The 17,350-nt window shown below is 72.0% G+C and carries 18 protein-coding genes; 4 read left to right on the top strand and 14 right to left on the bottom strand.

Features of this window, described 5'->3' with window-relative positions; translation table 11 throughout:
• Positions 1-61: 61 nt before the first annotated feature.
• The 4 genes from E3N83_RS11760 to E3N83_RS11775 are packed head-to-tail and all read right to left on the bottom strand — an operon-like array spanning position 62 to position 3,145.
• On the bottom strand, positions 62-535 hold the full coding sequence (locus tag E3N83_RS11760; protein WP_151083437.1) for a hotdog fold domain-containing protein: 474 nt from the start codon (positions 533-535) through the stop codon (positions 62-64).
• 48 nt (positions 536-583) lie between these two features.
• Positions 584-1,027, bottom strand: a complete 444-nt coding sequence (gene trxA, locus E3N83_RS11765) for a thioredoxin (protein ID WP_475442193.1) — start codon at positions 1,025-1,027, stop codon at positions 584-586.
• Positions 1,028-1,048: 21 nt separating this feature from the next.
• Positions 1,049-2,842 carry a S9 family peptidase gene (locus E3N83_RS11770; protein WP_238342873.1) on the bottom strand — a complete coding sequence of 598 codons (1,794 nt, stop codon included), beginning with the start codon at positions 2,840-2,842 and terminating at the stop codon, positions 1,049-1,051.
• 36 nt (positions 2,843-2,878) lie between these two features.
• Positions 2,879-3,145, bottom strand: a complete 267-nt coding sequence (locus E3N83_RS11775; protein ID WP_151083439.1) for a metal-sensitive transcriptional regulator — start codon at positions 3,143-3,145, stop codon at positions 2,879-2,881.
• Positions 3,146-3,268: 123 nt separating this feature from the next.
• On the opposite strand from E3N83_RS11775, the gene E3N83_RS11780 reads away from it, so the two are divergent.
• Positions 3,269-3,448 (top strand): hypothetical protein, encoded by a 180-nt coding sequence (locus E3N83_RS11780; RefSeq protein ID WP_151083440.1) that lies wholly within the window; start codon positions 3,269-3,271, stop codon positions 3,446-3,448.
• Here the strand turns inward: E3N83_RS11780 and E3N83_RS11785 are convergent.
• A complete protein-coding gene (locus E3N83_RS11785) occupies positions 3,445-3,828 on the bottom strand; it encodes a VOC family protein (RefSeq protein WP_238342874.1) in 384 nt (127 codons plus the stop codon). The genes E3N83_RS11780 and E3N83_RS11785 overlap by 4 nt on opposite strands.
• The gene (locus E3N83_RS11790) at positions 3,825-4,595 is read right to left on the bottom strand and encodes a methyltransferase domain-containing protein (RefSeq protein ID WP_151083441.1); all 771 of its coding nucleotides are present in this window, start codon (positions 4,593-4,595) and stop codon (positions 3,825-3,827) included. The genes E3N83_RS11785 and E3N83_RS11790 overlap by 4 nt, the downstream gene beginning before the upstream one ends.
• Before the next feature lie 93 nt (positions 4,596-4,688).
• On the opposite strand from E3N83_RS11790, the gene E3N83_RS11795 reads away from it, so the two are divergent.
• Positions 4,689-5,201: a MarR family winged helix-turn-helix transcriptional regulator gene (locus E3N83_RS11795; RefSeq protein WP_151083442.1), complete on the top strand. Its 513-nt coding sequence runs from the start codon at positions 4,689-4,691 to the stop codon at positions 5,199-5,201.
• A 135-nt stretch (positions 5,202-5,336) separates the two neighbouring features.
• Here the strand turns inward: E3N83_RS11795 and E3N83_RS11800 are convergent, their stop codons facing one another.
• The 6 genes from E3N83_RS11800 to rsmI all read right to left on the bottom strand — a co-directional run bounded on the left by E3N83_RS11800 (position 5,337) and on the right by rsmI (position 12,182).
• Positions 5,337-7,145 carry an ABC-F family ATP-binding cassette domain-containing protein gene (locus E3N83_RS11800; RefSeq protein ID WP_151083443.1) on the bottom strand — a complete coding sequence of 603 codons (1,809 nt, stop codon included), beginning with the start codon at positions 7,143-7,145 and terminating at the stop codon, positions 5,337-5,339.
• Positions 7,142-8,053: a 4-(cytidine 5'-diphospho)-2-C-methyl-D-erythritol kinase gene (locus E3N83_RS11805; RefSeq protein WP_151083444.1), complete on the bottom strand. Its 912-nt coding sequence runs from the start codon at positions 8,051-8,053 to the stop codon at positions 7,142-7,144. Before E3N83_RS11805 ends, E3N83_RS11800 begins: the two co-directional genes overlap by 4 nt.
• Positions 8,050-8,970, bottom strand: a complete 921-nt coding sequence (rsmA, locus tag E3N83_RS11810; RefSeq protein ID WP_151083445.1) for a 16S rRNA (adenine(1518)-N(6)/adenine(1519)-N(6))-dimethyltransferase RsmA — start codon at positions 8,968-8,970, stop codon at positions 8,050-8,052. Before rsmA ends, E3N83_RS11805 begins: the two co-directional genes overlap by 4 nt.
• A 33-nt stretch (positions 8,971-9,003) precedes the next feature.
• Positions 9,004-10,140, bottom strand: a complete 1,137-nt coding sequence (locus E3N83_RS20240) for a resuscitation-promoting factor (RefSeq protein ID WP_272950254.1) — start codon at positions 10,138-10,140, stop codon at positions 9,004-9,006.
• Between the two features lie 258 nt (positions 10,141-10,398).
• Positions 10,399-11,283 (bottom strand): TatD family hydrolase, encoded by an 885-nt coding sequence (locus tag E3N83_RS11820; RefSeq protein WP_202879421.1) that lies wholly within the window; start codon positions 11,281-11,283, stop codon positions 10,399-10,401.
• A gap of 8 nt (positions 11,284-11,291) precedes the next feature.
• Positions 11,292-12,182: a 16S rRNA (cytidine(1402)-2'-O)-methyltransferase gene (rsmI, locus tag E3N83_RS11825; protein WP_151083447.1), complete on the bottom strand. Its 891-nt coding sequence runs from the start codon at positions 12,180-12,182 to the stop codon at positions 11,292-11,294.
• 35 nt (positions 12,183-12,217) lie between these two features.
• On the opposite strand from rsmI, the gene E3N83_RS11830 reads away from it, so the two are divergent.
• Positions 12,218-13,936 (top strand): dolichyl-phosphate-mannose--protein mannosyltransferase, encoded by a 1,719-nt coding sequence (locus tag E3N83_RS11830; protein WP_238342875.1) that lies wholly within the window; start codon positions 12,218-12,220, stop codon positions 13,934-13,936.
• A 42-nt stretch (positions 13,937-13,978) separates the two neighbouring features.
• On the opposite strand, the gene E3N83_RS11835 is transcribed toward E3N83_RS11830, so the two are convergent.
• A complete protein-coding gene (locus tag E3N83_RS11835; protein WP_151083448.1) occupies positions 13,979-15,583 on the bottom strand; it encodes a right-handed parallel beta-helix repeat-containing protein in 1,605 nt (534 codons plus the stop codon).
• Positions 15,584-15,745: 162 nt separating this feature from the next.
• Entirely contained in the window at positions 15,746-16,714 is a 969-nt protein-coding gene (locus tag E3N83_RS11840) for an aldo/keto reductase (protein WP_151083449.1), read from the bottom strand.
• Positions 16,715-16,829: 115 nt separating this feature from the next.
• Here E3N83_RS11840 and E3N83_RS11845 point away from each other — a divergent pair, with 115 nt between their 5' ends.
• Entirely contained in the window at positions 16,830-17,216 is a 387-nt protein-coding gene (locus E3N83_RS11845) for a Rid family detoxifying hydrolase (RefSeq protein WP_151083450.1), read from the top strand.
• Positions 17,217-17,350 lie beyond the last annotated feature (134 nt).

Here is a 17,350-nt window from a genome sequence, read left to right on the forward strand (position 1 = left end):
AGTCGAGACCGGTCAGCCGGCGGCCGCCGCCTGATCGGTGGTCGAGCGGAGTCGAGACCGGTCAGCCGGCGGCCGGAGGCCGCTCGGTCACCCAGAGCGAGATCACGCCCTCGACGACCACGGTCCCGTCGTCGCGCACCCCGCGCACCCGGACCGGCACGTCGGGGTCGCCCCCGGCCCACACCAGCGGGTCGGTCTCGGCGATGCAGGTGATGTCGGAGCTCGCCTTGGCGGTGTAGGTGACCTCCATCCCCTTGGGGATCCACCGCTTGCCGGGCGGGATGCTGGCCTCCGCCAGCGCCCCCATCGCCGCCTCGAGCCCGTTGCAGAGCGCGATCGCGTGCACCGTGCCGATGTGGTTGTGGACGCGCTTGCGATCGCGCACCACCAGCTCCACGTGGTCGGGCCGGACCACGGTGAACCGCGGTCGGACCGTCGCGAAGTACGGCGCTCTTCGGGCGAACATCGTCGAGAAGACCCGACGCCCGGCTGGAAGTCGTCCGGACCACTTCCAGAGGCTCAGCACGTCAGACATGCCCGAGGTTACCGTCCGGTAACCGGATCCGGAGGAAAACCCCTCCGGTCAGGCCTGCTGCTGCTCGGCCTCCGCGACCTGACGGCGTACGTCGTCCATGTCGAGACCGCGCACGGCGTCGACCAGCTGGGCCAGGGCGGGCTCGGGCAGCGCACCGGCCTGCCGGAAGACCATGATGCCGTCGCGGAAGGCCATCAGGGTGGGGATCGAGGAGATCTGGAGCGCGCCGGCCAGGCCCTGCTCCTCCTCGGTGTTCACGCTGGCGAAGGTGATGTCGTCGTTGGTCTCCGACGCCTTCTCGTAGATCGGCGCGAACATCCGGCACGGGCCGCACCACGACGCCCAGAAGTCGACCAGGACGATGCCGTCCTGGGTCACGACCTTCTCGAAGTCCTGCTCGGTCAGGGTGGTGGTGGCCATGCTGTGCTCTCTCCTCGGGTTACCCGTCGTGTGCTGTGCCGTCCCAGGTGGAAGGCGCCCGAGCAGCTCGATATTCCGCCGGCCCGGCGGTGCTCAGGCGGTGCCGAGCTGGTGCCGGAGGAAGTCGATCGCGGCCGGGTAGGCGTCGAGCCGGTTGGCCCGCTTGGCGAGCCCGTGTCCCTCGTCGTCGTACACCCGGAGCTCGCAGTGGATGCCCTTGCCGTCGAGGGCCGCCTTGATCTGCTGCGCCTCGGAGAGCGGCACCCGGGGGTCGTTGCCACCGTGGATGACGAACAGCGGCGCGATGATGTCGTCGAGGTAGGTGATCGGCGAGGCCTTCTCGAGGAACGCGCGGTCGTCGGCGAGGGTGCCGTACTCCCGCTCGCGGATCGCGCGGCGGTAGTCGGAGGTGTTCTCCAGGAAGGTCACCAGGGACGACATCCCGACGATGTCGACCCCCGCGGCCCAGCGGTCCGGCTGCATCGAGACGCCGGCGAGCACCATGTAGCCGCCGTACGAGCCGCCCCACAACGACGAGCGCGCCGGGTCCAGGCCGACGGTGGGCAGCCAGTCGTGGATCGCGCCGAGGTCGGCGACGGAGTCGAGCCGGAGCTCCACGTCGTCGAGGGAGACCCACCGCTTGCCGTAGCCCGACGAGCCGCGCACGTTGGGCACCAGGACGTCGAACCCGGACAGCGCGAGCGCCTGCAGGACCGGCGAGAACAGCCGGGTCGCCTCGCCCTCGGGCCCGCCGTGGACGTGCACCACGGACGCGCCGGTCGTGGACGCGTAGCGGAAGCAGGGGATCTGCTCGCCGTCGGGCGCGGGGATGCGGTGCACGGTCGGGGTGACCAGTCGGTCGCGCAGCTCGGGGGGTACGGCGTCCCGCCCGTCGACCACGATGGTGACCAGGCCGGTGCGGGCGTCGACGCGGAGGATCGAGCCGGGGTCGGTGGGTGTCTTCGCGGTGATCGCGAAGGCCGACGAGTCAGGGGCCCAGACCACCGACTCCGGGGCGGACGGTGGCGCGACCACGTCGACGCGGTGCCGGCCGTCCGCCTCGTGCACGGCGAACGTGTCGAGCCCGTCGACGTGGTGTCCGACCACGAACGCCGTACCGTCCGGCGAGAGCCAGACGCGCAGGTCGTGGTCGTCGGCCGCGACCAGGGTCGACCAGGTGCCTCCGTCGCGGGCCAGCGACACCACGGCGTGGTGGTCGCGCTCGTGGTCGGAGGACATCACGAGGGCCGCGTCGTCGGCGGTCCAGCCGGCGACGTCGTGCTCGGCGAGCTCGTCCGGGTCGGTCACCACCTGCGCCGTGCCGCCGGATGCGACCGCGACCGTCGTCGAGCTCGGCCGGAGGCTGAGCGTGGTCACCGCCACCGACGTGGTGTCGTGGGAGACCGACGTCTGGACGACGTACCCCCCGCCGTCGTAGGCCACCCGCTCCTCGCCGGAGTCGAGGCTGCGGAGCACGACGTCCATGTCGACGCCGTTGCGACGGTTGGTGCAGTACACGACGTCGTCACCGGTGACGTCGAGCAGCACGTGCAGGCGATCGGGGTCGCGGACGAGCGGGACCAGCCGGTCGGGGCCGACCGGGCGCGCGGGCGGGTCGGTGAGGTCGAGCAGCGACAGTTGGTAGTTCTCGTCGCCCCCCTCGTCGTGCTCGACCACGACCTGGCGCCGGCCGGGCACATAGCGGCCGCGACAGGGCGACGGGAGGTCGGTGAGCGGCGTGGGCGTCCCGTCGGCCCCGATCTCGACCAGCTGCATGCTGCCCAGGTCGTCGTGGCCGGCCAGCACGCGGCCGTCCGCGTCCAGGTCGAGAGCCACCCACGAGCGGAGGTCGAGCAGGGCGCGGATCGTCTCCGAGGCTGAGGTCACGTCGAGCAACGCTAGCCGGTGACCGCGTGCCGCGGGTCAGGCGAGGGAGAGGAAGAGCCGCTCCATCCGCTGGAGGTCCAGCGCCTCGCCACCGTCGCTCTCGGCGGTCACGCACTGCCGCAGGCCCGAGGCGATCACCGCGAAGCCGGCCCGGTCGAGCGCCTTGCTGACCGCAGCCAGCTGGGTCACGACGTCCTCGCAGGAGCGACCGTCCTCGAGCATCCGAAGGATGCCGTCCAGCTGTCCACGGGCGCGCTTGATCCGGTTGATCACCGGGACCATCTCGTCGGCTGGCAGTTCCATGGTCGCCCCTCTCGAAGGTCGAGCCGGCAGCGACGCCGACCCTGCGCGCCAGCATACCCCCTGGGGTGTTATCTTGAGTGCATCAGGGATACCCGACGCCGTATCCAGACGAAGGAGCCCGCCATGTGTCGCCCCGTTCGCTGCCGCGTCTGCGGCCACACCACCTGGTCCGGCTGCGGCCGGCACGTCGCGCAGGTCAAGGCGACCGTGCCCGCCGCCGAGTGGTGCGGCGGACGGCACACCCCCGAGGAACGAGCGGCCGCGGGAGGCGGCGGCTGGTTCGCCCGCGTCCTCGGGCGCTAGCCGAGCGGCTGCAGCACCTCGACCCGGTTGCCGTGCGGGTCGAGGACATGGAAGCGGCGGTAGCCCTCGAAGCTCGGCGACTCGCTGAGGTCGAGATCGAAGCCGGCCTCCACCAGGGCATCCGCCACGGCGCCGAGGTCGCCCACCACGAAGGCCGGGTGCGCCTTGCGCGCCTTCAGGAACGGGTCCTCGACGCCGACATGGAGCTCCGCGCTCACCGCGCCGTGCCCGTCGTACCCCCGGAACCAGGCGCCGCCACGACCTCGGAGGCCGGCCGGCTTGGCGACCTCGGTCAGACCGAGAGCGTCGCCGTAGAAGCGGCGCGCGGCGTCCTCGCCACCTCTCGGGCAGGCGACCTGGACGTGGTGGAGGGCGATCACGCGACCCGCCCCACCACGAAGATCCGGCGGAAGGGCAGCACCACCCGGCCGCCCCGCTCGGGGTAGGCGGTCCGCAGGCGACGCTTGAACTCCGCCTCGAAGGCCGGCCTCAGATCGTGGGGCAGGGCCTGCAGGGTGGGCCGCGCGCCGGTGCCCGAGACCCAGGTGAAGACGGGATCGGGGCCGGTCAGCACGTGGAGGTACGTCGTCTCCCAGGCGTCGACCTCCACGCCCAGCGCGGTCAGGGCCTCGAGATAGACCACCGGGTCGCTGCTGCTCGGCACGTCGACGTCGCGGGTGTGGGCGTCGTACGGCGCCTCGGCGGCGAGCTCGGTCCGGATCGTGTGACTGGGCTCGTCGAAGTTGCCCGGCACCTGGAACGCGAGCCAGCCGCCCGGCCGCACCCGGCCGGCCAGCGCGGGCAGGAGCTCGAGGTGGCCCGGGACCCACTGCAGCGTCGCGTTGGACACCACCACGTCGGCGGTCTCGTCGCCGGCCGCCCAGGTGCGCAGGTCGGCGACCTCGACGTCGATGCCGGGGACGGACGCCCGGGCGGTGTCGATCATCTCCGGGCTCGAGTCGAGGCCGCGCACGTGCGCGTTGGGCCAGCGGGCCCGGAGGAGGGCCGTCAGGTTCCCGGGCCCGCAGCCCAGGTCGACGACCTCGGTCGGCCGGTCGGTCGCGATCCGCGAGACCAGCTCGAGGAAGGGGCGGCCGCGCTCGTCGGCGTAGGTGAGGTAACGCTCGGGATCCCAGGTGTGCGGCACGATGCTCCTCGAGAATGTCTTGATGTCGAGATACTTAGTCTGCTCTGTCACTCCTCTTGATGTCAAGATTCTCGAGGGGCTTAGCATGGGGGCATGCGCGACGACGTGGACACCCTGCTCGAGGCCTGGGGCCGGGAGCGCGGTGACCTCGACCTGGCCCCCGTGGCGGTGTTCAGCCGGGTCACCCGGCTCGCCCGGCACCTCGAGCTGGCCCGTCGCGACGCGTTCGCCGCGCACGGGATCGAGCAGTGGGAGTTCGACGTGCTCGCCGCGCTGCGCCGCGCGGGTCCGCCGTACGAGCTGTCGCCGGGGCGCCTCCTCCGGGAGACCCTGGTGACCAGCGGGACGATGACCAACCGGGTCGACCGCCTCAGCGCGCGGGGGCTGGTCGAGCGCTATCCCGACCCCGACGACCGGCGCGGGGTGATCGTGCGGCTGACCGTCGAGGGGAAGACCGCCGTCGACGGCGCCTTCACCGCGCTCGTGGACGCCGAGCGCGAGCTCCTCGACGTCCTGCCCGAACGTGAGCGCAAGAAGCTGGCCTCTCTCCTCCGCGCGCTGCTCGCGCCGTACGCCGACCCGAACCCCGACTCCCCCACCCGCTGACTCGGCGCAAACAGGCAGCACACACACGCTGAGTCGGCGCAAACAGGCAGCGCAAACACGCTGAGTCGGCGCAAAGAGACACTCAGGATGCGCCGACCCGGCGCACACTGGAAGGGGTACGACGCCGACCCGGCGCTACTCGACGAGCTCGGCGGCCTCGAGCCACTCCAGCTCCAGTGCCTCACGCTCGGCCGCCGCCTCGCTCAGCGCCCGGGAGAGCGCGGCCAGCCGCTCGTGGTCGCTGGCGTGCACGAGCACCTCGTCGTTCAGCGAGGCCTCGCGACGCGCCACCTGTGCCAGCTGCCGCTCGACCCGGACCAGGACCTTGCGCGCCTCGCGCTCCTCGGCGCTGCCCGGCCGCGCCTTCGCCCGACCCTCGTCCCGTGCCATTTCGTGACGACTCGGCGCATCCTGAGTGTCTCTTTGCGCCGACTCGGCGGGGTTTGACTGCCTGTGTGCGCCGGCTCGGCGGGTGAGGTACTCGTCGACGCCGCGGGGGAGCATCGAGATCTTCCCGTCGTCGAGCAGCGCGTGGACGGTGTCGGTGACCCGCTCGAGGAAGTAGCGGTCGTGGGAGACCACGACCAACGTGCCCGGCCAGTCGTCGAGGAAGTCCTCGAGCACGTTGAGGGTGTCGATGTCGAGATCGTTGGTCGGCTCGTCGAGGAGCAGCACATTGGGCTCGGTGAGCAGCAGCCGCAGCAGCTGGAAGCGCCGCCGCTCGCCGCCCGAGAGGTCACCGAGCCGGGCGGTCAGCCGGTCGCCGGTGAAGCCGAACCGCTCCAGCAGCGACGACGCGCTCACCTCGCCTGTCGTCGTCTGCGCCACCCGCCTGATCGACTCCACGCTCTCGAGCACGCGGGCGGCGGGGTCGAGGTCGTCGAGGGCCTGCGTCAGGTGCTGGAGTACGACGGTCCGGCCGCGCTTCACCCGACCCGCCGTCGGCGCGAGCGAGCCGTCCAGCAGCGCCAGCACCGACGACTTCCCCGCGCCGTTGACGCCGACGATCCCGACCCGGTCGCCCGGGCCGAGCCGCCACGTCGCGTGCGAGAGCAGGGTCCGGTCACCGCGGGTCAGGTCGACGTCCTCGACGTCGAGCACGTCCTTGCCCAGCCGCGCCGTGGCGAACCGCTGGAGCTCGAGCCGGTCGCGGGCCGGCGGCTCGTCGTCGATCAGCGCCGACGCGGCCTCGATGCGGAACTTGGGCTTGGCGGTCCGGGCCGGGGGTCCGCGCCGCAGCCACGCGAGCTCCTTGCGGACCAGGTTGCGCCGTCGGGTCTCGCTGGCCGACGCCTGCCGCTGCCGCTCGGCCTTGGCCAGCACGAACGCCGCGTAGCCGCCCTCGTAGGCGTCCACGACCCCGTCGTGGACCTCCCAGGTCTGCTCGCACACCGCGTCCAGGAACCACCGGTCGTGGGTCACCACGGCCAGCGCCGAGGGCAGCGACGCCACGTGGCTGGCGAGCCACGCCACGGCCTCCACGTCGAGGTGGTTGGTCGGCTCGTCCAGGACGACGAGGTCGTGCTCGTGCAGCAGCAGCTCGGCCAGCGCGCAGCGCCGGCGCTCGCCCCCGGACAGGCCGACCACCGCCCGGTCGAGCTCGATGCCGGCGAGCAGCTCGGTGACGATCTCCCGGGTCCGCGGATCGGCGGCCCAGGCGTGGTCTGGCCGCCCGGCGAGTACGGCGTCGCGCACCGAGTGGGTGTCGTCCAGCGTGTCGCCCTGGTGCAGGTAGCCGATCGCCAGCCCGCGGCTCGCCGAGACCCGGCCGCTGTCGGGCGGCTCCTGCCCGGTCATGATCTGCAGGAGCGTGGTCTTGCCGTCGCCGTTGCGGCCGACGATCCCGACCCGCTCCCCCACCGAGATGCCCAGCGAGACGTCGGTGAGCAGCGGCCGCACGCCGTACGCCTTGGAGACCCGCTCCAGGTTGACCAGGTTGCTCATGCGTCGACCACGTGGGCACCGGCGACGGGTCCGTGCGCGACGAGTACGACGCGCTCGTCGCGGGCCGTTCGCAGCGTGCCGGCCACGCTCCGGGCGTGCTCGGCCGACTCGCAGAGGAACACACAGGTCGGCCCCGACCCCGACACCAGCCCGCGCAGCGCGCCGGCGGCCACTCCCTCGGTCACCAGGGCGGCCAGGTCGGGCCTCAGGTCGAACGCCGCCTGCTCGAGGTCGTTGTGCAGCGCCGCCGCGAGCTGCCGGGGGTCCCCGGAGCCCAGCGCGGCCAGGAGCGGGTCGGGCGGGTCCGGCACGGCCGGGGCGTCGGGGCACAGCTCGTCGTAGTGCCGGTAGACCGCCGGCGTCGACATCCCGTCGGCGGCCGGCACCACGACCCACCACCACGTGCCCGTGTCCGGCACCGGGGTGACCAGCTCGCCGTGCCCCTCGCCGAGCGCGGTGCCGCCGACCAGCGCGAACGGTACGTCGCTGCCGAGCCCCGCAGCGAGGGCGAGCAGATCGTCGTCGGAGGTGCCGAAGCCGTGCAGCCGGTCGAGCGCCACCAGCGCGGCCGCGCCGTCGGCCGACCCGCCGGCCAGGCCACCCGCGATCGGGATGGACTTGTCGATGCGGACCTGGGCGCCTGCCGGCCGTCCGTGGTGGGCGGCCAGGGCTGCGGCCGCCCGGTCGACGATGTTGTCCCCGGCGGCGGGCAGGTGCGAGGCGTCGATGTAGTGCGCCACCTCCGTCTCGACGCTGAGGTCGGCCGGCGCCTCGACGACGAGGTCGTCGTAGAGGCTCACGGCCTGGTAGACGGTGACCAGGGTGTGGAAGCCGTCCGGCCGGGGCGCCCCGACGCCCAGCAGCAGGTTGATCTTCGCGGCGGCCCGCACCGTGAGCGGCCCGGTCACGCGGTGTCCCCGCGGCGTTGTCCGTCGGAGGAGCGGAGCGGGGCAGGCGAGGAGGGTCGTGGTGTCGAGAGGGCTTCCGCGATCCGCGCGAACTGCCCGACCGTCAGCGACTCGCCGCGTGCCAGCGGGTCGACGCCTACCGACTCGAGGGCTGTGCTCGCGGCCTCGATCGACCCGGCGAGGTGGCGCAGGGCGCCGCGCAGGCCCTTGCGGCGCTGGGCGAACGCCGCGTCGACGACCGCGAACACCTGTTCGCGGGTCGCCGTGGTCGCGGGCGGCTCGCGGCGGGTCCAGGCCACGAGACCGGAGTCGACGTTGGGCGCCGGCCAGAAGACGTTGCGTCCGACCGCACCGGCCCGGCGGACGTCGGCGTACCACGCGGCCTTGACGCTGGGTACGCCGTACACCTTGCTGCCGGGTCCGGCCGCGAGTCGGTCGGCGACCTCGGCCTGCACCATCACCAGCCCGCGTTCGAGGCTGGGCAGCAGCGCCAGGAGGTGCAGCAGCACCGGCACGGAGACGTTGTAGGGCAGGTTGGCGACCAGCGCGGTCGGCGGCGGCCCCGGCACCGCGTCGATCCGCAGCGCATCGGCCTGGACCACCTGGCAGCGCTCCGCGCGGGTGGGGGCGTACGTCGCGAGCGTCTCGGGCAGCGCGGCGGCCAGGACCGGGTCGATCTCGATCGCGACGACCCGGTCGACCTCGTCGAGCAGGGCCAGGGTCAACGATCCGAGCCCCGGTCCGACCTCGACGACCACGTCGTGGGGGCCCAGCCCCGCCTCGCGGACGATCCGGCGCACCGTGTTGGGGTCGATCACGAAGTTCTGCCCGCGCTGCTTGGTGGGGCGGACGTCGAGGCGCGCGGCCAGCTGACGTACCTCTGCCGGCCCGAGCATCCTCGAGCCGGCAGAGGTCATGGCGGTCAGCCTAATGAGGCGTCACAGGGTCACTCATTGGGGCAGGCCGAGCGCCTGCGAGCAGGCCGGCCAGGCGCCGTACCCGCCACTGGCGTTGCGCACCTTCGTGGCGATCGCGATCTGGGTCGTCCGGGAGGCGCTGCTCGGCAGGCCTGAGCCGCCGTACGCCTGCCAGGTCCCGACCGAGAACTGGAGGCCGCCGTAGTAGCCGTTGCCGGTGTTCTCAGCCCAGTTCCCACCCGACTCGCACTGCGCGATCTTGTCCCAGACCGTGCTGCCCGAGCTGAAGGTCGGCGTCGGGGTCGGTGCGGTCTTGGTGCCGACGCGCTCGATCTGCGGGACCGGCGAGCGCAGCACCTGCGCGGAGACCACGCGCCGGGCGACCAGGCGGCCGTTGCGATAGGTGATCTTGTAGGTCACGTCCCGCAGGCCGTCGCGGCCGGCGCGGGTCACGGTGGTGCGCCCCTGGAGCATCGAGGAGTCGTTGTGGGTGACCGTGCTGTACGCGACCGACTCGGAGGACACGTGCCGCCGCACCACGCGGATCCGGGTCAGCACCAGCTTGTCGCCGTCGGAGATCACGTGGTGCCGCCCCGGATGCACGATGTCGTGCTTGCCGAGCCGGACGTGCATCGCCCTGAGCGCCTGCCCGACGGTGACCGCGGAGACCGTGCGGTGCGTTGCGCGCTTGCCGCCGATCACGACGGTGAGCTTCTTGGGGGTGGCGACGGTGATCCGCAGGCCGTCGCGGGTGAGGCCGGCGCCGCGGCTGACCGAGAGCTGCGCGCGGTCGAAGCTTCGGTTGATCTCGTCGAGCGCGGAGCGCACATCGGTCGCGGTGACCCAGTACGTCGAGGTCTTGCCGTCGACGTCGAGCTCGAGCGGCTTGCCGTAGCGGACCGCGATCGTGGTGCCGTCGGTGACCTGCTGGTCGGTGGCTGGGGCCACCTCGTCGTGCGGGCCCAGGGAGATGCCCTCGGCCGACAGCACCTGGCCGACGGTGCTGCCGTTGGCGGTCACGTGCTCCACGTGACCGTCGATGTTCAGGGTGATCGACCGGCCCATCGAGGCGTACCCGACCGTGGTGCCGAGGACGGCGACCGCGGCGACGGTGACAGCACCGATCAGGACGGACTTGCTTGCAGTGATTCGTGCGAGCTTCTGGCGCACAGCTCTCCAGACGTCGTACTTTCCGGGCCTCGGGCCGCGCCTGAACGTCGTACGCGCTCCGAGTGTGCGCTGACCGGGCGCGGTCAGGAACGACGTTCGCAGGACGCCTTCTCGACGCACGACCTGCAGCGCTGGTGGTGATCAAAACCCGATCCCGGCCAACAGTCTCGAGACCCTACGCGACCTCGGTGGGCCTTCTCCAACTCGCGGTGGCCCTTCTGCGCCCCACGTGACCAGCGTCTCCCTGTCCGAAAACCGCTAGTGAGACGGTCCCCAGGTGCCGCCGAAGGCCGCCTCCGTGTTGCTGTCGATGGCGTCGCAGAGGGTCGTCAGATCGGTCTGGCGGACCTCGGCCATCGCCCGCACGGTGACCGGCACGAGGTACGACGCGTTGGGGCGGCCGCGGTACGGCGCAGGCGTCAGGAACGGCGCGTCGGTCTCGACCAGCAACCGGTCCTGCGGCGTGATCGCGAGCGCGTCGCGCAACGGCTGGGCGTTCTTGAAGGTGACCGTGCCGGCGAAGGACAGGTAGGCACCACGGTCGAGGCAGGCCTGGGCGAAGCGCGGGTTGCCCGAGAAGCAGTGCATCACCCAGCGTTCGGGAGCGCCCTCGGCGTCGATCACCTCCAGCACCTCGTCGTGGGCGTCGCGGTCGTGGATCACCAGCGTCTTGTCCAGTCGCCTGGCGAGGTCGATGTGGCGGGCGAACGACTCCACCTGGGCGGCCCGTCCGTCAGGCCCGGTGCGGAAGTGGTCGAGCCCGGTCTCGCCGACGGCCCGGACCTTGTCGTGGGCTCCCGCGAGCCGCTCGATCTCGGCCAGGGCCTCGTCGAGCCGGCCCTCGGCGGCGAGCCGCGGCGCCTCGTTGGGATGCAGCGCCACCCCGGCCACGAGGGCAGGGTGCTCCCGGGCAGCCTCGACCGCCCACCGCGCCCCCGGCAGGTCGCACCCGATCTGCACGATCCGGGCCACCCCGACCTCCGTCGCCCGCGCAATCGCCTCCGCGGTCTCGAGCCAGTCGCCGTCGGCGATGTCGAGGTGGCAGTGGTTGTCGACCACGGGAGACGGCAGCGGCTCGGGCGCCGGCGGGCGCTCCCGGTCGCGGCGCCGGCCCTGCTCGTCCTCGGGGCCGCGGGTCCGCAGCGGCTCGCTCACGGGGTCTCCTCCTGCCGGAGCTCGTGCCCGATCTCATGGACCGCGTCGTACACCTCTCGCTTCGGGAGGCCGGCTCGCGCAGCGACCGTCTTGATCGCGTCCTTGCGGGACTCCCCCGAACGCTCGAGATCGGCCACCGCGTCGCGCAGCGAACCGGTGTCGGTGGCGACCGGCACCGGGCCGGCACCGGCGACCACGATCGTCACCTCGCCGCGGACGCCGTCGGCCGCCCAGGTGACCAGCTCGCCGAGCGGCCCACGGCGTACCTCCTCGTGGGTCTTGGTCAGCTCCCGGCACACGGCAGCCGACCGGCCCGGCCCGAACGCGGCCGCCAGCGCCTCGAGCGCCGCCGCGGTGCGGTGCGGCGCCTCGAAGAACACCAGGGTCCGCTCCTCGCCGGCGAGCGCCTCCAGCCGGCGGGCGCGCTCACCGGCCTTGCGCGGCAGGAAGCCCTCGAAGCAGAAGCGGTCCACCGGGAGCCCACTCAGCGCCAGCGCCGTGAGCACGGCCGACGGACCGGGCACCGCGGTCACGCTCACCCCGGCCTCGACCGCCGCGGCGACCAGCCGGTATCCCGGGTCCGACACGCTCGGCATCCCGGCATCGGTGACCAGCACCACGCGGTCACCGGCGAGCAGCCGCTGCACCAGGCCGGGCGTCCGGGCCGCCTCGTTGCCGTCGAAGTACGACGTCACCCGACCCTTGACCTCGACGCCGAGCTCCGCTGCGAGGCGGCCGAGCCGGCGGGTGTCCTCGGCCGCGATGACGTCGGCGCCGGCCAGCTCGCTGACCAGCCGCGGCGGCGCGTCGGCCGCCTGCCCGATCGGGGTGGCCGCGAGCACGAGGACCCCCGTTCGCTCGGCAGTCGGATCGGCGCGCTCGGTCATCTCCCGATCATCGCAGGCACTTATAGTCTCGATCCGTGACGACCCCCGCCGCCGCGGACCGCGAGATGGTCGGCCTGGCCCACGACGCGGACGGAGCCCGGATCCCCCTGGCCCCCGAGCGGGCCCGGCGGTGGCGCCACCTCGAGGACCCGTTCGTTGGCTGGACCGCGACGCTGTCGATCACCCTGCTCTCGCTGTTCCTGCGACTGTGGAAGCTGGGCACCCCCCACAGCTTCGAGTTCGACGAGACCTACTACGCCAAAGACGCCTGGTCCCTCTGGCACTTCGGCTACGCCCGCGACTACATCGACAACGACGGCGGCATCGCCAACAAGCACATCCTGGCCGGGCAGACCACTCACCTGTGGAAGCCCAACGCCTCGATGGTGGTCCACCCCGAGGTCGGCAAGTGGCTGATCGGGCTCGGTGAGAAGACCTTCGGCATGACGCCGCTCGGCTGGCGGGTCGTGCCGGCGATCGTCGGGACCCTGCTGATCCTGGTGATGATCCGGTTCGTACGACGTCTCACCGGCTCCACCCTGCTCGGCTGCGTGGCCGGTCTGCTGCTCAGCCTCGACGGCATGGAGTTCGTGCTCTCGCGGCTGGCCCTGCTCGACATCTTCGTGGCGTTCTTCCTGCTGTGCGCGGTGCACTGCCTGGTCCTCGACCGCGACTGGTACCGCGCGAAGATGGCGAACCTGGTGCCCGGCCAGCTCACCTCCGGCTGGGGACCGGTGCGCGCGCTGCTGTTCCGGCCGTGGCTGCTGGTCTCCGGCATCTGCTGGGGCCTGGCCTGCGGCAGCAAGTGGGAGGCGGTCTACCCGCTGGCCGCGTTCGGGCTGCTGGTGGTCGCCTGGTGCGCCGGAGCCCGCCGCTCGTTCGGGGTCTCCTGGCCCGGCCTGCGGGCGCTGCTCGTCGACGGCGTACCGGCCTTCTTCCACCTCGTCCTGGTCGCCCTGGTCGTCTACATCGCGACCTGGACCGGCTGGCTGATGCACTCCCACCAGTACGTGCAGTACCTCTCCTCCACGCAGTACACCCAGTACGTCTCGGGCGGCTCGGACTGCGGCAAGAACATCAAGGAGGACCCGAAGAAGCACTGGCCGACCGCCGACCAGCCGGTCAAGCACGGCCTGCCCGGGCTCGTGCAGGGGCTCGAGTCACTGGCGTACTACCACCGCGACGTCTACGTCTTCCACACCCACTTCCTGACCGGCTGCACGCACACCTACGCCTCCCAGCCGCGCGGCTGGCTGCTGCTGAACCGGCCGGTGGGCGTCGACGCCCAGACCGGGATCAAGCCGGGGACCGACGGCTGCAACGCGCCCCAGGACAGCGACTGCCTGCGCCAGGTGCTGCTGCTCGGCACCCCCGCCATCTGGTGGGGCGGGATCCTGGCCGCCCTGTACGCCGTGGCCATGTGGCTGGGGGCCCGGGACTGGCGCTTCGGGGTGGCGGTGGTCGGCATCGCGTCGACCTGGCTGCCGTGGTTCCTCTACGCGGGCCGGCCGATCTTCAGCTTCTACTCGGTGATCACGCTGCCGTTCCTGGTGCTGGCCCTGACCCTGGCGATCGGCAAGCTGCTCGGCCGGTCCACGGCGCCCACCCCGCGTCGTACGGTCGGCGTGGTGATCGCCGGGTCGTACGTCGTGCTGGTGCTGGTCAACTTCGCGTGGTTCTGGCCGATCTACACCGACGGGCTGCTGACCCACTCCGAGTGGCTCCAGCGGATCTGGTTCGCGCACTGGATCTAGCGCGTCCGGACGGGTGGGCGAGGGCCCACCCGTCCGGACAGGTCAGCGCCTCACCGAGACCGTCGTCCGGTGACTGCTCGCGAGGTCCGGGTGACCGGCGTACACGGCCCGGTAGGTCGTCCGCTTCCGCGGCTTGACGCGCTCGGAGAAGGTGCCCTTCGAGGTCGTGCGGACCGTGCCGACCTTGGCCCACCGGCCACCGAGGTGCTTGCCCCAGATGACGATCTTGCGCTTCCCGAGACGGGCGTGGGGATCTCCGCTCGAGAGCTTGCCGCTCAGCATCGAGGTGGCGCCCCGATGGATCAGACGGGGCTTGGCGGTGAAGGCGATCTTGGTCGCAGACAGCCGGGTGGTGCCGGTGGCCGCCCCGCCGTTGCTCTCCGCGGTCACGGTGACGACGTAGGAGACCTTGTTCTTCAGGCCCGCGAGCGTCGCCGACGTGGCGTTCGGGCCGGTCGTCACCGAGACGTCGGGCTGGCCGGGCGCCTGCGCCTTGACGACGTAGTCGGTCAGCGGTGCCCACTCGGGCGCCGCCGCCGCCTGCCACGTCACCTTGCTCCGGCCGTCACCACCGAGGGCCGCCACGTTGAGCGGCCCCGACGGCGGGCAGTGGCCGTCGTGGACGTTGGGAACCCCTGCCGTGACCGTGGTGCCGTTGACGACCCCGGTGGTCGCGTTCCAGTTCCCCTGGAACGTGGCGTTGGTGACCTGGACGTTGGTCTTCGAGCCGGTGGTCCACTGGGCCACGGCCACTCCGTAGGGGTCACTGGCCGAGGAGTCGTTGCGTGCGAAGACGTTGCAGTCGACTGCGGCGGTGGTCTTCTGCGTGGCAGCGGCATTGTCGACGCTGATGCCGAAGTCGGCGTCGGTGCCGCTGAAGATGTTGCGCTTCACCTCGACCCGAAGCGTCCCCTCCAGCTCCACCCCGGCGCGGAACGAGCTCGGCGAGGCAGGCTCGCTGTCCGTGAGGTGGATGTGGTTCTCGGTGATGGCTCCGTGCGCCAGCCCGTCGACGAGGATCCCGGCCGCGCCGGTCCCACCGCCGAGGTTGGGGTCGGCGATCGTGGACGAGAGGACGGTGAAGCGCATGCCGTCCGTCGCGTGGACTGCGGCCGCTTGGTACCCGCTGATCGCCGAGCCGTTGTCGACCTTGACCTGGTCGAGTGAGCCGAACGTCGCCCCCACCGTGTTGGTGATCTCGACTCCGTAACCGCTGTCGGGCGCCGTACCGAGGTTGCCCCCCACGACCGTCACCTGGTTGAGGCGTCCCTTCGCCCCGTCGAACGTGATCCCGTTGACGCCGGCCGCCTGCGTGACACCGGTCGCGTCGACCGTCAGGTGCGCGACGGTCATGGTGGCCGGCGTCGAGCCGACGCCTGGTGCGTTCTTGATGAGCGCCCCGCCGTCGAACGTCCCTGCCGGGTCAGCGGTGATCGTGTGACCGTTCCCGTCGATGCTCCAGCCGTCCTCGACCACCCAGGTAGCGCTCAACTGGCAGTCGGCGGAGAGCGCGTGGGTGCTGGTGGCCGGGTTGTCGGTCCCGGGACACGGCCCCGCCTCGGCGAACGCGGGCTGCGCGACGAGCGACAGCCCGGCCACCGTCGCGGTGGCCAGAGCGGCGCCCAAGGCGCGCCTGATGTGCTTCATGATCGAGTCCCCCAGAGCATTGTGGGCCGACCTTCGCGACGAGCAGCGAACGACGGCCGAGTGAGGTCCCAGCCTGCGGTCGGGCTCCCGCGTATTGAATAGCCAAGATTGGGGATCCCACCTCGGAGGCCCACGTCGTTCGCCGGTCGGACCGGACCCGGCCTACTGGTGCCCGGCGATCCCGCGCGGCTCGTAGTCGGCCCCCAGCTCGTCGAGCTCGTCGGCGGTCAGCTCGAGATCGACCGAGGCGACCGCGTCGCTCAGGTGCTCGGGCTTGGTGATCCCGACGATCGGTGAGGTGACCCCGGGCTGCGCCAGCAGCCAGGCCAGGGCGACCTGCGCCCGGGAGACACCGTGCCGCTCGGCCACGGCGTGCACCTTGTCCACCACCGCCGCGTCCTGGTCGCGGTAGAGCGAGGACCCCCACTCGTCGGTCTCGCTCCGGGCGGTGCTGGTGTCCCAGGGTCGGGTCAGGCGGCCGCGCGCCAGCGGGCTCCACGGGATGATCCCGACGCCCTGGTCCCGGCAGAGCGGGATCATCTCCCGCTCCTCCTCGCGATAGATCAGGTTGTAGTGGTTCTGCATGGACACGAAGGGCGTCCAGCCGTGCCTCTCGGCGACGTGCTGGGCCTTGGCGAACTGCCAGGCGTACATCGACGACGCCCCGAGGTAGCGCGCCTTGCCCGCCCGGACCACGTCGTGCAGCGCCTCCATGGTCTCCTCGATCGGGACGTGCGGGTCCCACCGGTGGATCTGGTAGAGGTCGACGTAGTCGGTCTCCAGCCGCGAGAGGCTGGCGTCGATCTCCTGGAGGATCGCCTTGCGCGACAGGCCGGCGCCGTTCGGCCCGGGTCGCATCCGGCCGTTGACCTTGGTCGCGAGCACGACGTCCTCGCGATCGGCGTGCTTCCACAGCGAGCGGCCGGTGTACTCCTCGCTGGTGCCGGCGGAGTAGACGTTCGCGGTGTCGAAGAAGTTGATGCCCGCGTCGAGCGCGGCCGCGATGGTCTCCTCCGCGAACGCCTCGTCGCGGGTCCAGGGCCGCGTCGTCCCGCCGTCACCCCAGCTCATGCAGCCCACGGTGATCCGCGAGACCTCGAGTCCGGTGTTGCCGAGCCGGGTGTACTCCATGGGGTCCTCCTCAGGGTCGCCTTCCGACCACCCTGTCACGAGGCGGGTGAGCCTCCCACGGGGCCCGCGAGGGCCCCTAGAGTGCCCTCAGACCCGCGTGAGAGGTGCCAGCGCCATGACCAGGCAGTCCGTGTCCACCGAGGCCGCTCCAGCCGCCCTGGGGCCCTACAGCCAGGCGATCGTCGCCCAGGGCCTCGTCTTCTGCTCGGGGATGCCCGGGATCGACCCGGAGACCGGCACGGCGCCCGAGGGCATCGCGGCCCAGACCGAGCAGGCGCTGCGCAACCTCGGTGCGGTCCTGGAGGCCGCCGGTTCCTCGCTGGCGAACCTCGTGAAGACCACGATCTTCTACGCCGACGTCGAGGACTTCGCCGCCCTGAACGAGGTGTACGCGCGGTTCATGCCCGATCCGCCACCGGCTCGCTCGGCACCCGCCCACATCCGCCTGCCCCGCGGTCTGCTGGTCTCGATCGACGCCATCGCGACGCTGGCTGTCGAGTGACCGAAGCTCCCCCAGAAACGCGTCACGCGTGGGTCTTGGAGACCCACGCGTGACGACCAGCCCCCCCGGCTGACATCAGTCATTCTATACGGGCTGGACGCCCGCTGACGCCCCCTGGCAAGGCCCCAAGAGGG

Origin of the sequence: Nocardioides cynanchi (genome assembly GCF_008761635.1) — a bacterium.
GTDB lineage: Bacteria > Actinomycetota > Actinomycetes > Propionibacteriales > Nocardioidaceae > Nocardioides > Nocardioides cynanchi.

What these genes read in the sequence shown, in the direction of transcription:
- E3N83_RS11845 (WP_151083450.1), top strand. Translation starts at nt 16,830, where the DNA reads ATGACCAGGCAGTCCGTGTCCACCGAGGCCGCTCCAGCCGCCCTGGGG.
- E3N83_RS11795 (WP_151083442.1), top strand. Translation starts at nt 4,689, where the DNA reads ATGCGCGACGACGTGGACACCCTGCTCGAGGCCTGGGGCCGGGAGCGC.
- E3N83_RS11775 (WP_151083439.1), bottom strand. Translation starts at nt 3,145, where the DNA reads ATGGAACTGCCAGCCGACGAGATGGTCCCGGTGATCAACCGGATCAAG.
- E3N83_RS11800 (WP_151083443.1), bottom strand. Translation starts at nt 7,145, where the DNA reads ATGAGCAACCTGGTCAACCTGGAGCGGGTCTCCAAGGCGTACGGCGTG.
- E3N83_RS11840 (WP_151083449.1), bottom strand. Translation starts at nt 16,714, where the DNA reads ATGGAGTACACCCGGCTCGGCAACACCGGACTCGAGGTCTCGCGGATC.
- E3N83_RS11780 (WP_151083440.1), top strand. Translation starts at nt 3,269, where the DNA reads ATGTGTCGCCCCGTTCGCTGCCGCGTCTGCGGCCACACCACCTGGTCC.
- rsmA (WP_151083445.1), bottom strand. Translation starts at nt 8,970, where the DNA reads ATGACCTCTGCCGGCTCGAGGATGCTCGGGCCGGCAGAGGTACGTCAG.
- rsmI (WP_151083447.1), bottom strand. Translation starts at nt 12,182, where the DNA reads ATGACCGAGCGCGCCGATCCGACTGCCGAGCGAACGGGGGTCCTCGTG.
- E3N83_RS11760 (WP_151083437.1), bottom strand. Translation starts at nt 535, where the DNA reads ATGTCTGACGTGCTGAGCCTCTGGAAGTGGTCCGGACGACTTCCAGCC.
- E3N83_RS11835 (WP_151083448.1), bottom strand. Translation starts at nt 15,583, where the DNA reads ATGAAGCACATCAGGCGCGCCTTGGGCGCCGCTCTGGCCACCGCGACG.